11 protein-coding genes are annotated in these 14245 nt (G+C 68.8%); 3 read left to right on the forward strand and 8 right to left on the reverse strand.

What is annotated here, in order from left to right; all coding sequences use genetic code 11:
• Positions 1–4: 4 nt before the first annotated feature.
• From cydX to CEK66_RS15735, 3 genes are read right to left on the reverse strand one after another with little or no spacing between them, the layout of a single operon-like run.
• Complete coding sequence (gene cydX / locus CEK66_RS15725) at positions 5–124, reverse strand: cytochrome bd-I oxidase subunit CydX (RefSeq protein ID WP_152237527.1); 120 nt, start codon at positions 122–124, stop codon at positions 5–7.
• 23 nt (positions 125–147) lie between these two features.
• Positions 148–1299 (reverse strand): cytochrome d ubiquinol oxidase subunit II, encoded by a 1152-nt coding sequence (gene cydB / locus CEK66_RS15730; protein WP_152237528.1) that lies wholly within the window; start codon positions 1297–1299, stop codon positions 148–150.
• Between the two features lie 19 nt (positions 1300–1318).
• Entirely contained in the window at positions 1319–2908 is a 1590-nt protein-coding gene (locus CEK66_RS15735) for a cytochrome ubiquinol oxidase subunit I (RefSeq protein WP_017910523.1), read from the reverse strand.
• A gap of 272 nt (positions 2909–3180) precedes the next feature.
• Here CEK66_RS15735 and cydD point away from each other — a divergent pair, with 272 nt between their 5' ends.
• The 3 genes from cydD (at position 3181) to CEK66_RS15750 (ending at position 8733) form a co-directional block, all read left to right on the forward strand.
• Positions 3181–4899 (forward strand): thiol reductant ABC exporter subunit CydD, encoded by a 1719-nt coding sequence (gene cydD / locus CEK66_RS15740; RefSeq protein WP_226978640.1) that lies wholly within the window; start codon positions 3181–3183, stop codon positions 4897–4899.
• Positions 4896–6593 carry a thiol reductant ABC exporter subunit CydC gene (cydC, locus tag CEK66_RS15745; RefSeq protein WP_152237530.1) on the forward strand — a complete coding sequence of 566 codons (1698 nt, stop codon included), beginning with the start codon at positions 4896–4898 and terminating at the stop codon, positions 6591–6593. The genes cydD and cydC overlap by 4 nt, the downstream gene beginning before the upstream one ends.
• Positions 6594–6873: 280 nt before the next feature.
• Complete coding sequence (locus CEK66_RS15750; RefSeq protein ID WP_193312684.1) at positions 6874–8733, forward strand: S8 family serine peptidase; 1860 nt, start codon at positions 6874–6876, stop codon at positions 8731–8733.
• A gap of 296 nt (positions 8734–9029) precedes the next feature.
• Here the strand turns inward: CEK66_RS15750 and CEK66_RS15755 are convergent, their stop codons facing one another.
• The 5 genes from CEK66_RS15755 to CEK66_RS15775 form a co-directional block, all read right to left on the reverse strand.
• Positions 9030–10142 carry a homoserine O-acetyltransferase gene (locus tag CEK66_RS15755; RefSeq protein ID WP_152237532.1) on the reverse strand — a complete coding sequence of 371 codons (1113 nt, stop codon included), beginning with the start codon at positions 10140–10142 and terminating at the stop codon, positions 9030–9032.
• A gap of 313 nt (positions 10143–10455) precedes the next feature.
• Positions 10456–11493 (reverse strand): tetratricopeptide repeat protein, encoded by a 1038-nt coding sequence (locus CEK66_RS15760; RefSeq protein WP_152237533.1) that lies wholly within the window; start codon positions 11491–11493, stop codon positions 10456–10458.
• A gap of 4 nt (positions 11494–11497) precedes the next feature.
• A complete protein-coding gene (locus CEK66_RS15765) occupies positions 11498–11965 on the reverse strand; it encodes a cytochrome c-type biogenesis protein (protein ID WP_152237534.1) in 468 nt (155 codons plus the stop codon).
• Complete coding sequence (locus CEK66_RS15770; RefSeq protein ID WP_193312686.1) at positions 11962–12570, reverse strand: DsbE family thiol:disulfide interchange protein; 609 nt, start codon at positions 12568–12570, stop codon at positions 11962–11964. The genes CEK66_RS15765 and CEK66_RS15770 overlap by 4 nt, the downstream gene beginning before the upstream one ends.
• On the reverse strand, positions 12567–14245 hold a 1679-nt coding region (locus CEK66_RS15775; RefSeq protein ID WP_152237536.1), incomplete at its 5' end, for a heme lyase CcmF/NrfE family subunit. The genes CEK66_RS15770 and CEK66_RS15775, both read right to left, overlap by 4 nt.

Raw genomic sequence — 14245 nt, forward strand, 5'->3', positions numbered from 1 at the left:
AATTTTACTCCGTCGCGTCGGCCGCGTCCGCGGCGTTGCGCTCGCGGGCCTCGAACCACATCCCGTTGAGGATGGCGGCGGTGGAGGCCAGGCCGACACCGAGAATCCAGGCGAAGTACCACATGATCGTTTCTCCTTGCGGGCGCGTCAGTACGCGTTGGGGTTGTCGTCCAGGGAGGCGGCGGTGACCTTGCCCTTCAGCACGCGGTACACCCAGGTGGTGTAGCCGAGGATGATCGGCAGGAACACCACGGTGGCCAGCAGCATGATCCACAGGGTCAGGTGGCTGCTGGAGGCGTCCCACACGGTCAGGCTGGAGCCCGGCTGGCTGGAGGACGGCAGCAGGAACGGGAAGATCGCAAAGCCCACGGTCAGGATGATGCCGGCGATGGCCGCACCGGAGGCGATGAACGCCAGGCCGCCGCGGCGCTTGCGCAACAGCGCCGCGCTGAGCAGCAGGCCGAGCAGGCCGGCGGCCGGGGCCAGGGCCGTCAGCGGCATGGTCTTGTAGTTGTGCATCCAGCCGCCGACCTCGCCGAGCACGGCGGTCTTCAGCAGCGGGTTGGTGGCGCCGTCGGTGACCACCTGCGAAGTGACCGCATAGCCGGGCAGGCCGGTGGCCGCCCATACTCCGGCGCCGGCGAACAGCGCGCAGGCCGCCAGGGCGGCGATGCTGCCGTAGCGCGCCGCGCGCTCGGCCACCGGGCCGTCGGTCTTCAGCACCAGCATCGCCGCGCCGTGCGCCACCAGCATGCTCACGCTGAGCAGGCCGGCGAGCAGGGCGAACGGCATCAGCAGGCCGAAGAAGCTGCCGGTGTAGAACACCCGCAGGGTGTCGTCGAAATGGAACGGCACGCCCAGCAGCACGTTGCCCACCGCCACGCCCATGATCAGCGCCGGGATGAAGCCGCCGACGAACAGCGCCCAGTCCCAGCCGTTGCGCCAGCGCTGGCTGGGCAGCTTGCCGCGGAACTTGAACCCGACCGGGCGCAGGATCAGCGCGAACAGGATCACGAACATGGCCAGGTAGAAGCCGGAGAAGCTCACCGCGTACAGCGGCGGGAAGGCGGCGAAGATCGCGCCGCCGCCCAGGATCAACCAGACCTGGTTGCCTTCCCAGACCGGGCCGATGGTGTTGACCACCAGCCGGCGTTCGGCGTCTGTCTTGGCCACGAACGGCAGCAACGCGCCGACGCCCAGGTCGAAACCGTCCATCACCGCGAAGCCGATCAGCAGGATGCCCAGCAGCAGCCACCAGATCACGCGCAGCGTGGTGTAGTCCAATGCAATGAAGTCCATGGTGTGTCTCCTGCCGGAATCAGAGGTGGCCGGCGGCCGCAGGCGCGGCGATCGGGGTGACGGGACGCGGGGCGGGTTGCAGCAGGGCGGGCAGGTCGTCCGGCCCCTTGCGGATCGCCTTGAGCATCAGCTTGATCTCGATGATCAGCAGCGTGGTGTAGATCGCCACGAAGCCGGCGAGGGTGATCAGGATGTCGTGCAGGGCCAGGCCGGAGGCGGCATAGAAGGTCGGCAGCACGCCTTCCACCGCCCACGGCTGGCGGCCGTACTCGGCCACGAACCAGCCGCACTCGATCGCGATCCACGGCATCGGCAGTGTCCACAGCGCCAGCTTCAGGAACCAGCGCTTGTCCTCGAAATTGTGCTTGCACGAGAACCACAGCGCGGCGGCGAAGAAGGCGATCAGGTAGAAGCCCAGGCCGGCCATCACCCGGAACGTCCAGAACAGCGGCAGTACGCGCGGCACCGTGTCCAGCGCGGCCTTGGCGATCTCCTCCGGCGTGGCGTTGAGGATGTCCTCGCGGTAGCGCTTGAGCAGCAGGCCGTGGCCCAGGTCCTGCCAGTGGCGATCGAACACCGCGCGCGCCTCGGCGTCGTTGCGGTTGGCCTTGAGCCGCTGCAGCGCGCCGTAGGCGATCTGCCCGCCGCGCACGCGGTGCTCGGCGCGCTTGACCAGTTCCAGGATGCCCGGCACCGGCGTGTTCAACGAGCGCGTGGCGATCAGGCCCATCAGGTACGGCACCTTGATCGCGTAGTCGTTCTTGCCGGTGGCCTGGTTGGGAATGCCGAAGGCGGTGAAGTCGGCCGGCGCCTGCTCCGTTTCCCACATCGCCTCGATCGCGGCCAGCTTCATCTTCTGGTGCTCGTTGGCGGCGTAGCCGCTCTCGTCGCCCAGCACCACCACCGACAGCGAGGAGGCCAGGCCGAACGCGGCGGCCACCGCGAACGAACGCCGGGCGATGTCGCGGTGCTTGCCGCGCAGCAGGTACAGCGCGCTGATCGACATTACGAACACCGCACCGGTCACGTAGCCGGCGCTGACCGTATGCACGAACTTGGCCTGCGCCACCGGGTTGAACACCACCGCCATGAAGTCCACCACTTCCATGCGCATGGTGTCCGGGTTGAACACCGCGCCGGTCGGGTTCTGCATCCAGCCGTTGGCGATCAGGATCCACACCGCCGACAGGTTGGTGCCCAGCGCCATCAGCCAGGTCACCATCAGGTGCTTGACCGGGGTGAGCTTGCTCCAGCCGAAGAAGAACAGGCCGATGAAGGTCGCCTCCAGGAAGAACGCCATCAGCCCTTCGATCGCCAGCGGCGCGCCGAAGATGTCGCCGACGTAGTGGCTGTAGTAGGACCAGTTCATGCCGAACTGGAACTCCATGACGATGCCGGTGGCCACGCCCATCGCGAAGTTGATGCCGAACAGCACGCCCCAGAACAGGGTCATGCGCCGCCACACGTCCTTGCGGGTCATGACGTACACGCTCTCCATGATCGCGATCATGAAGGACAGGCCCAGGGTGAGCGGGACGAACAGGAAGTGGTACATCGCGGTCATGGCGAACTGCAGCCGCGACAGCTCTACGACAGTGGTGTCGATCATGGCTGTGCTACCTCGTGGAAGATGTGCATCTGGGTGGCCGAGTGGCGGGAGATTGGAGGCGATCTTCCGCCGCTGCGGCGCGTTCGACCTTGATTCAGATCAATGTGCGGGACCGGGGTGCCCGGCATCGTGGCGGCCACGGCGGTTCCGGTCCGGAAGCGCCTTCCCGCTAAACTGGCGACTTCGTTCGCCGCGCCGAGCCCGTTTTGACCGATTCCGCCGAGCCGTCCACTGCACTGCCCGCCGATACGCCGCAGCAGCGGCAGCAGCGCATGCGCTGGCTGGAGGCCCTGGCCGTGGCCGCGCGCGGCCGCCAGCGCCTGGCTGCGGCGGCGATCAGCGCGTCCGGCGCGCTGCTGATCGTGCAGGCCGGCGCCATCGCCTGGCTGGTGCAGGCGCTGCTGGTCGAGCGCCGCGACCTGGCGCAGACACTGCCGGTCTTCGGCCTGCTGGCGCTGGTGTTGGTCCTGCGTGCCGGGCTCGGCGCCGCCGCGCAGCGGGCTGCCGGCGATGTCGCCGATGCGGCCAAACTCGAGCTGCGTCGCCGCGTGTACCGGCAACTGCTGCAGCGCGGGCCGCTGTGGCTGCGTGGGCAGCGCAACGGCGAACTGGGCGAGCTGCTGCTGGCGCATGGCGATGCGCTGGACGGTTACTACGCCGGCTACCGGCCCGCGCGCTGGGAAGTGAGCGTGGTGCCGCTGCTGATCGTGCTGGCGGTGGCGTGGAGCGACTGGGTGGTCGGTCTGATCCTGTTGTTCACCGCGCCGCTGGTGCCGATCTTCATGATGCTGGTGGGCTGGGGCGCCGAGGCCGCCGGTCGCCGTCAGTTGCGCGAGTTGGCGCGGATGGGCGGGCACTTCGCCGACCGGCTCAAGGGCCTGGGCCTGTTGCGCCTGTACGGGCGCGGCGACGACGAACTGCGCGGGATCGCCGCTGCCGCCGAGGGCGTGCGCGAGCGCACGCTGAAAGTGCTGCGCATCGCGTTCCTGTCGTCCACCGTGCTGGAGTTCTTCGCCTCGGTCAGCGTGGCGATCGTCGCGCTGTACCTGGGCCTGAGCTACCTCGGCATGATCGCCCTGCACGGCAGCGTGCCGACCCTGGGTACCGGCGTGTTCTGCCTGCTGCTGGCGCCGGAGTTCTATGCGCCGCTGCGGCGCCTGGCCGCGCATTACCACGACCGCGCCAATGCGCTGGCCGCGGCGGCCGAGGTGGAGCGCCTGCTGGAAAGCCTGCCGCAGGCCACGGATGCGCCGGCTGCGCACGCCGAGGGGGCCGTCGTGCCGAACGACGCCGCTGCCGAGGCAATGCCCGTCGCCGCGCCTTCCACAAGCGCGTCGCGCGAGGTACCGCTGCTGCAGGCGCGCGCGCTGCACCTGCGCCCGCTGGGTGCGCGCTGCGACGCGGTGCAGGGCCTGGATGTCGATCTGCATGCCGGACAGCGCCTGGCCCTGGTCGGCCCCAGTGGCAGCGGCAAGAGCACGCTGCTGGAAGCGCTGGCCGGGTGGCTGCCGCCGCGTGCCGGTACCTTGCAGGTGCGCAAGGGGCTGCGCATCGGCTACGCCGGGCAGCGGCCGTATCTGTTCCACGGCAGCATCGCCGACAACCTGCGCCTGGCCGATCCGCAGGCCAGCGCTGCGCAACTGCATGCCGCCGCCGAGGCCGCGCAGGTGCTGCGCTTCGCCGCGCGGCTGCCGCAGGGGCTGGACACGCCGATCGGCGAGCGCGGCTTCGGCCTTTCGGGCGGCGAGGCGCGGCGCATCGGCCTGGCGCGACTGTTGCTGCGCGATCCGGAACTGCTGTTGCTGGACGAACCGACCGCGTTCCTGGACGCGGACACCGAGGCGGACCTGCTGCACACGCTGGCGGAGTTCGCCCGCGGCCGCAGCGTGATCGTCGCAACCCACAGCGAAGCGGCGATGCGCTGGGCCGATACCGTGCTGCGGTTGCCGGCCCGCAACGCCTCCGCCGCGACCCAGGGAGCGCAGCCATGAGCGGCACCCGCGACAGCTTGCGCGGCGTGTTCGGCCGCCATCTCGGCCGGCTGCTGCTGACCGCGCTGCTGGTGCTGTGCACGATGCTGGCCGGGGTCGGGCTGCTCGGCCTGTCCGGTGGCTTCCTCACCGCCGCGGCGCTGGCCGGCGCGGTCGGCATGGGCAGTGGCTTCAACTTCTTCTCGCCGTCGGCCGGCATCCGCGCGTTGACCTTCGCGCGCATCGCCTCGCGCTACGGCGAAAAGCTGGTCGGGCACGACGCGACCCTGCGCATCGCCCGCGACCTGCGGGTGTGGTTCTTCCGCCGCGCACTGCCGCTGGCACCGGCACGGCTCGGCGCCAGCCGCACCGGCGAACTGCTGGCACGGCTGATGTCGGACATCGGCGAGGTCGACGGCCTGGTGGTGCGCGCGCTGGCGCCGCTGGCCGCACTGCTCGGCGTCGGCACGATCGGCATTGCCGCGGCAGCGGCGATCCACGGGCCGGCGGCGCTGGTGCTGACCGCGCTGGCGTTGGCGATCGGGCTCGGCGTGCCGTGGGTGGTGGCGCGCGGCGGCGAGGCCCGCGAACGCGCACGCGCGCAGCAGCGCGAAGCCTTGCGCACCCTGGCCTACGAAGGGCTGGAGGGCGCCGCCGACCTGGCCGCGCTCGACGCGCAAGCCGCCTGGATCGCGCGCGTGGACGCCAGCGCGCAGGCGGTGCGCGCCGAGGACCGGCGTCAGCGGCAGCGGCTGATCGGCGGCAACGCCTTGCACGCGCTGTGCGCTGCGGCGGGCCTGTTGGCGATGCTGTGGGTGGCGCTGGGTGCGGCGCGTGCCGACGCGATCAGCGCCGAACAGGCCGCCGGCCTGGTGTTCCTGACCGTGGCCCTGCTCGAGGTCTGGGCCGGGGCCGGCCTGGCCTGGCAGGCGCTGCAGTCCGGCCGCGTCGCCGCGCGGCGCCTGCAGGCGATCGCCGGGCAGGCGCCACCAGTGCTAGACCCTGCGCATCCGCAGGCGCTGCCGGCCACTGGCGAGGTGCAGTTCGACGACGTCGTGTTCGCCTGGCCGGGCGAGGCGCGGCGCGTACTCGACGGCGTCTCCCTGCGCATCGCCCCGGGCGAGCGCATCGCCCTCTCCGGCGACAGCGGGAGCGGCAAGACGACCCTGTCGGCGTTGCTGCTGCGGCTGTGGGATCCGCAACAGGGCAGCGTGCGCTACGCCGGCACGGATTTGCGTGAGGTCGCCGAGGCACAGTGGCATCGCCGCGTCGCCTGGCTGCCGCAGGGCGCGCCGGTGTTCGCCGGCAGCGTGCGCGACAATCTGCGCCTGGGTGATCCCGCAGCCGACGATGCGCGGCTGCAGCGGGTGTTGACCGACGTGCGGCTCGACGCCTGGCTGCACGAAGTCGGTGGCCTCGACGCCTGGCTCGGCGAAAACGGCGCCACCATGTCCGCCGGCCAGGCGCGGCGCCTGGCCCTGGCCCGTGCCCTGTTGCGCGAGGCACCGTTGCTGGTGCTGGACGAACCCACCGAAGGCCTGGACGTGGACACCGCGCAGGCGCTGCTGCGCGACCTGGCGCAGGCGCTGGGCCAGCGCAGCCTGCTGCTGATCAGTCACGACACGCTGCCCGACGGTGTGGTGCATGTGCGCTATCGCTTGCAGGACGGGCGGCTCGTGCGCAGCGTCGAAGCGTCGGGCGATGACACGGTGTGAGACACGCGCAGCGTGACTGGTCACGCGTGGCGCACGTATGCCACGAATGGCGGCGACCTCCAAGCACGCACGTCGCAGAACGATGGCAACTGGGACGAGATTCTCTGATGGTATACAACGCACCGTCAGTGTCGGCCTGTGAGATGTCACCGCTCTAGAATTTCGCGACGGTCGGTGATGCGGAACGAACACCACGAAGCGGTAGTCAGTTTCTTTCCGGGTGACCGGGCGACAGGGGGTTGCCCATCAGAGAAAAGGAGTTTCACGTATGTCTGGAACAATGTTCGCGAAGAAACGTTTATCTGCCCTGGTGCGCTTAGGGGCGTTGATAGGATTGGCACTAAGTAGCTCGGTCCACGCACAGGCGCCTACCAACGATCCGCTTTCGGCGCAGCAATGGAATCTTTCCGCGATTCGCGCACCGCAGGCCTGGGCGCTTGCGCCAGCGAATGGCCAGAAGATTCGAATTGCCACGATCGATTCTGGGTATTCCGGACACCCGGATATTACGTGGGCCCAGGATGGAAGCGGTAGAGATTTCTATCGCGGAATAAATGGAGGTAACCCCAATGAAGATGGCGGATTTGCACATGGAACCCATACGGCCGGAATCATTGGCGCTAAAAAACAAAATGGACAAGGTATCGCCGGTGTCTGCCCACAGTGCGAGATTCTTTCGAGCAGAATCTATCAGGGCGTCAGTGATGCTAACCTGGCTGCAGCGATCAAGATTGCAGTCCAATCTGGCGCAAGGGTCGTCAATCTAAGTCTGGCGGACCCGACCAGTACTTGTGACGACTACCAGTACACTAATCGTGCCATCTCCCAGGCGCTGGTCGCGGGCGTTTCGATCGTAGCTTCGGCTGGTAACCACAATGCGCCAGGGATAATCTACGACCAAGCAGCTTCCGGCTCGTGGGTCGATGTGGCTCATGTGCGGCCAGCTTCTTGTCCCGGAGTCATCTCTGTCGGGGCGACCGATCAGATGAATCTTGAGGCCCCTTACACCAATGGCGGGGCATCGTTGACGTTGATGGCGCCTGGTGGCGGCGCGACTCGCGATGAAGGGGTTTATGGCGCTGGACTAGGTGATTGTCCCGGGATAGTAAATCCAATTTCGCAGGTCAACGCTGTGACGAGGGTCGGCGTGCTCTCTGCTTGGGCGGTGAAAAACGGCGATGGATTGACGTCGTGTTATCGCTTTCTTTCGGGAACCTCAATGTCGGCGCCACACGTCAGTGGGGCGATCGGATTGATGTTATCTGCGAATCCTGCTCTGACGCCCGATCAGATCAAGAACATCCTGAAAAGCACGGCGACGCCGATGGCCTGCGCTGACAATCGGTGTGGTGCCGGCTTGCTAAACGCAGAGGCGGCCGTTAACTGGGCTCGTTCAATGGTAGGAAATGGAAAGATTCCCGGTCCATGCCTGTACAATTTCGGCGATGATTCGCTTCGGCCGACTGCGTGTGTGCTTGACGCGATTGATGAAGGCCCTCATGGCACTGAGTCTGTGATTGCCTATGGTCATCTATGGAAGTTCGATACCCAGGGACAGCCTTCGGCAAGGCCAGCGCCGCTGAGTGCCGTGCCGCGTTATGCAGCCGGAAACGGACCATGTACGCAGGAATCTGTGGGCTCTCATTATGCATGCAAGTTCGAAACTCGCACTGAAGTGGACTACCCGGGTGTGGGCTATCTTGAATCAATTACCGCTTACGGTCGCTACTGGAACTTCGACGCCAACGGCCAGCCGTTTGGTCCGCAGGCTGGAGAACTGAAAGACGTCCCGCGGTATGCGGCTGGCCCTTGCCAAGGAAAGAATCCCTGCGTATTCGACACGCGCTCGCTGGTCGTGTTCCCGGAATGGGGCGGTCTGGTCGAGTCGGTCAACGCGTACGGGCAGTACTGGATGTGGGATGCCAACGGCAATCTGCTTGCTTCCGGCCCGTTGCAGAGCGTTGCGCGCTATCAGCAGATCTGCAACTACGGGCCGGCAGGCGAGGCGTGCAAGTTCGACACGCGTGAGCTCAAGAGCAATCGACATGAGGTGATCACCGCCTATGGCCGCTACTTCGAGTTCAATGGCGAGACGCTGATTCAGAACACGGCGCTGACAGACATGGCGCGGTTCAACTGATTTCGTCGCTGCCGGCGTTCTGCTGAAACGATCGAGCGGGATCACGGCAAAGGATCTGCCGTGCTCCCGCGCTTGGCTGGTGGTGGCATGGCGCCTGTTGGCGTCATGCAGGTGGTCCGTGTGTCCGATCGTGGCAACGCCTATTCGCGAGCGATCTACGAAGTGGGACGTGTTTTGGAAGGAACTCAATTTACCCAACGCGGGACGCGTGTCGGGATGAACCCACGCGAAAGATGCCGTTGGTGGCGTCGCCAGGCACCGCGTGTTGGGGTGATGCGGCTCGCACCCTGCACCACTCACAGCGCATCCAGAAACTCCTGCACCGCCGGTCCGAACCGCGCGAAATCCACCAGGAAGGCATCGTGGCCCTGCGGCGAATCCAGCCCCAGGAACTGCGCCTGTGCGCCGCCGGCGCGCAGGCCGTCGGCGATCTGTTGCTGCTGCTGCACCGGGAACAGGATGTCGGTGTTGGCGCCGATCGCCAGCGCGCGCTCGATGCGGATCGTGGCGATGCCGGCCAGCACGTCGCCGCCCGCAGGTTCTGCCAGGTCGAACCAGTCCATCGAGCGGCTCAGGTACAGATAGCAGTTCGGGTCGAAGCGGCGCACGAAGCGGCGGGCGTGGCCTTCCAAGTAGCTCTCGACCTGGAATTCCAGGCCGAACGGATCGTCGTCGGTCTGGTCCGAGTCCAGCCGCACGCGGCCGAAGCGGCCGTCCCATTCCAGCGCCGAGCGGTAGGTGATCACGCCGAGCTTGCGTGCCATGCGCATGCCCGACTCGGGATAGGTGGCCTCGTCGTAGTCGCCGCCGTTCCAGTTCGGGTCCAGGCGGATCGCCTCGCGCTGCAGCGAGCGGATCGCGATCGAGAACGGCAGTGCCTGCGCGCTGCCGGAAATATTGATGTGGCTGCGGGCCAGGTCCGGATGCCGGTGCAGCAGCGCCAGCGCGGTCATGCCGCCCATCGAGTTGCCGATCACGCAGGCCAACTGCGCGATGCCCAGTGCCCGCACCACCTGCGCGGCGGCGTCGGCACCGTCCTCGATCGACAGCTCCGGGAAGCGCAGGCGATACGGCTCGCCGTCGTCCGGATGCGGCGAGGCTGGACCGGTGGAGCCCTTGCAACTGCCCAGCGAGTTCACGCAGATCACGAACCAACGCTGGGTGTCGATCGGCTTGCCCGGGCCGAGCATGCCGTCCCACCAGCCTGGCGTGGGATCGTCGGCATTGGCTGCGGCATGCGCGTCGGGCGAGAGTCCGGTGACGATCAGGACCGCGTTGTCGCGCGCGGCCGACAGCGTGCCCCAGGTTTCGTAGGCGACCCGCGCGCCATGCAACTGGCCGCCACGTTTCATCGGGAACGGCGAGGGCAGGGCGAGGAAGCGGCTGCCGGGCGGGATGAATTCGGTCATGCGCCGATTCTAGCCGCGCGATTGCGCATCCGGCGTATGCGTGGTGCGGGATGGAGCGTGTCGGGCCGCGATGGCGTCCGTGAGTGACGCCGGGCCGGATCTACTGCGCGTCTGATCATTCGCTTCCACCGCGATCCAGTCCGACACGCTGTTGCCTCGTGGGAGCGGCTTCAGTCGCGACAGGCCTCCCGGTAGAGCGTGTCGCGGCTGAAGCCGCTGCTGCAACGACGTTTCGCACTCTTGCTGGCGTCTTGGCCTGGTCGCGACCGGACGGTCCCGATCAGGCACGGTCGCTCCCACACGACTGCTTGCGCTACGGCTTGCCGATCACCAGCTCCACCGGCGCGGTCGCCGGCAGGGTGACCGTCACCGGCGCCGATTCCAGATCGCCGTCCTGGCGCATGGCGTTACCGCTGGCCGACAGCCGCGCGATCACCTGCACCTGCTTGAGTTGCGAGAGCTTCTGCGTCGGCATCGGGCTGTCCGCGTCGCTCAGCGTCACCCGCAACGGCAGCGCCTGCAGTGGATGCTTCTGCACCGCCACCGGCATCGGCGGGCCGCCCGGTACGCGTGCGATCACGAATACGCTGGCGTCGCCGCGCAGGCGCACGCGGGCGGCGAACGCCGGGTCCAGCGACACGGCCACGGTCAGGCCGGTGCTCGCCGGCGCCTGCGCATCCTGCGCCGTGGCGGCGGTGCCGTCAGCGGGCAGCGCCGGCAGGCCGGCCGCGCTGCGCGCCGCGTCGATCTGTGGCCGCAGCGCCGCGGCGGTGGCCGCGTCCACGCGCGGCAACAGCGCTTCCCAGGTGGCCGCGGCGGCGGCGTCCTGGCCGCGCTGGCGCTGGGCGATGCCCAGGAACCAGGCGCCGCGTTCGCTGCCCGGCGCCAATTGCAGGGCGTGCTGCAGCCAGGCCAACGCCTGGTCGTCGAACTGCCGTTGCGGGTTGGCCATCGCACGCGCCTCGGCTGCTTCGATCAGCAGCGGCGCCTGCTCCGGCGCCAGGCGCACCGCACGCGCGAATGCGGCCGCGGCCTCGGCGTGGTGGCCCAGCGACATCTGGCTGCGGCCGAGCAAGGCCCAGCCGTCGGCCCGGTTGGGATCCTTCGCCAGCGCCGCCTGCAGTTGCTTCACGCCATCCTCGAGCGTGCGTGGTGCCTCGCGGTTCTGCGCCTGCAACGCGCGCGGGGTGCCGACCAACGCATACAGCGCCGCCGTCGCCACGCCCAGCGCCAGGATCGCCACCGCCAGCACCGCGCCGTTGCGGCCGCGGCTGCGCAGCGGCCACAACACCACCGCGAACACCAGCGCCGCCAGCGCCACCGCCGCGGCCGACATGCCCCAACTCAGCATCGCCTCACCATTCCTGTTCGTCCTGCAGCGGTAGCGCGGTCGCTGCCGGCGCGCGTCGCCGCACCATCCGGATCAGCACCACGGCGCCGCCGGCCAGCAGCAGCAAGGGGCCGAACCACAGCAGCCAGGTACGCGCTTCCAGCTGTGGCCGGTACAGCACGAACTCGCCGTAGCGGTCGACCAGGAACTGCTTGATCTGCGCATCCGACTTGCCCTGGTGCATCAGCTCCAGCACTTCGCGGCGCAGGTCCATGGCGATCTGCGCGTGCGAGTCGGCCAGCGACTGGTTCTGGCATTGCACGCAGCGCAGTTCCGCGGTCAGCGCATGGAAGCGCGCCTCCTCGGCGGCGGAGCGATAGGCCAGCGGCGTCGGATCGGACACCGGTTCGGCGCCGGCCAGCGTGGACCACGCCAGCAGCGCCAGCAGCGCCAGCAGGCCCAGCCGCAGCGCAGGCCGGCGGTGCTGGCTCATGGCGTGGCCTTGCCCTGGGCGCGCGTCGGCGGGGCGTCGCGCTCGGCCTGCTCCAGTGCCGGCAGCAGTTCGTCGCGGATGATCGCATCGGTCAGCGGGCCGGCATGCTTCCAGCGCACCACGCCGCGCGCGTCGACCAGGAAGGTCTCCGGCGCCGCGGCCACGCCCCAGTCGATCGCGGTGCGCCCTTCGGGATCGAACAGCACCGCCAGGAACGGATTGCCCAACTGCTCCAGCCAGCGCAGCGCGTCCTCGCGGGTGTCCTTCCAGTCGTAGCCGATCACCCGCACACGCTTGCTGAGCGCGAAGCGGGTCAGCACCGGGTGTTCCTCGCGGCAGGCCGGGCACCAGCTGCCCCACACGTTGAGCACGTACGGCGCGCCCAGCAACTCGCTGCTGCGCACGCGGATCGAGGCGTCGTGCAGCAGCGGCAGTTCGAACGCCGGCGCCGGCTTGCCGATCAGCGCCGAGGGCAGCGCGTCGCGATCGGCGCTGCCGGAACGCTGCACCGCATACACCATCAACGCCAGCAGGCCAAGGAAGAACAGCGCGCCCAGAACGATGGCGGGCAGCGGCAGGCGACGTGGAGCGGGAGCGGACATCAGGGGGTCTCCGGGGAACGACGGAAGCGCCGGTCGGCGGCGGTGACGAAACCACCCAGCGCCATCAGCGCCGCGCCAAGCCAGATCCAGCGCACGAAAGGTTTGACGTGCACGCGCATCGCCCAGGCGTTGCCGCCCAGCGGCTCACCGAGGGCGACGTAGACGTCGCCGAACAGGCCGGGGTGGATGCCGGCTTCGGTCATGTTCTGGCCGCCGCTGGCGTAAAGACGCTTTTCCGGGTGCAGCAGCGCCAGCGGGCGATCGTCGCGCAGCACCTGCACGTGCGCGCGTTCGGCCACGTAGTTGGGGCCCTTGCGCTGGTCCAGCCCCTGCAGCTCGAAACGGTAGCGGCCCAGCTCCAGGTGCTGTCCGGGCGCCAGCGCCACTTCGCGCTGCTGCTCCAGGGCCTCGACCAGCAACGCGCCGGCCAGAAAAACGGCGATGCCGGTGTGCGCCAGGGTCATGCCCAGCATCTCGGCAGTGAAACGGCTGCCCTTGAGCTGGCGCCGGCTCCATACGAAGCGCGCGGTGCCCAGCAGCACCCAGGTCGCGGCGGCGACGCCGGCGGCGGTCTTCCACGCACCCTGCGGCGCCAGGAAGAAGCCGATTGCCCCGGCCAGCAGCGCCAGGCCCGCCCACGGCGCCAGCAGCGCCAGCGGCCGCGACGCCTGTTCGCGCTGCCAGCGGGTCAGCGGGCCGAACGGCAGCAGCGCCACCAGCGGCGCCATCAGCACGATGAACAGGGTACCGAAGTAGGGCGGCCCCACCGACAGCTTGCCCAGGTCCAGCGCATCGGCCAGCAGCGGATACAGCGTGCCCAGCAGCACCATGGCGCAGGCGCAGGTCAGCAGCAGGTTGTTGGCCAGCAGCAGGGTCTCGCGCGACGCCGGCGCGAAGCGTTGCCGCGCCTCGTCGGCCGCCGCCGCCACGCGGCCGCCGCGCAGTGCGTACAGCAGCAGCGCGCCGCCGCACAGCAGGCTCAGGAACACCAGGATGAACAGGCCGCGGGCCGGATCGGCGGCAAAGGAATGCACGCTGGTCAGCACGCCCGAGCGCACCAGGAAGGTGCCCAGCAGCGACAGCGAGAACGCGGCGATCGCCAGCAACAGGGTCCAGGCGCCGAAGCTGCCGCGCTTCTCGGTGACCGCCTGCGAATGCAGCAACGCCGCGCCGGCCAGCCACGGCATGAAGCTGGCGTTCTCCACCGGGTCCCAGAACCACCAGCCGCCCCAGCCCAGTTCGTAGTACGCCCACCAGCTGCCGAGGGCGATGCCGATGGTCAAAAAGCCCCAGGCCACGTTGGTCCACGGCCGCGTCCAGCGCAGCCAGCGCGCGTCCACCTGGCCGTCCAGCAGCGCGGCAATGGCGAAGGCGAACGGCACCGCGAAGCCGACATAGCCGGCGTACAGCAGCGGCGGATGGATCACCAGGCCAGGATCCTGCAGCAGCGGATTGAGATCGCGCCCTTCCAGCGGCGCCGGCAGCAGCCGCGCGAACGGGTTGGAGGTGAACAGCAAAAACGCCAGGAAGCCGATGCTGACCAGCGCCAGGGTGCCGATCACCCGCGCGACGACGTGCGCCGGCAGGCGCCGCGAGTACAGCGCCACCGCGCCGGTCCACAGCGCCAGGATCAGCGTCCACAGCAGCAGCGAGCCCTCGTGCGCGCCCCACACCGCGG

The sequence above is a fragment of the Xanthomonas sp. LMG 12460 genome (genome assembly GCF_009192895.1).
GTDB classification, from domain to species: Bacteria; Pseudomonadota; Gammaproteobacteria; order Xanthomonadales; family Xanthomonadaceae; genus Xanthomonas_A; species Xanthomonas_A sontii.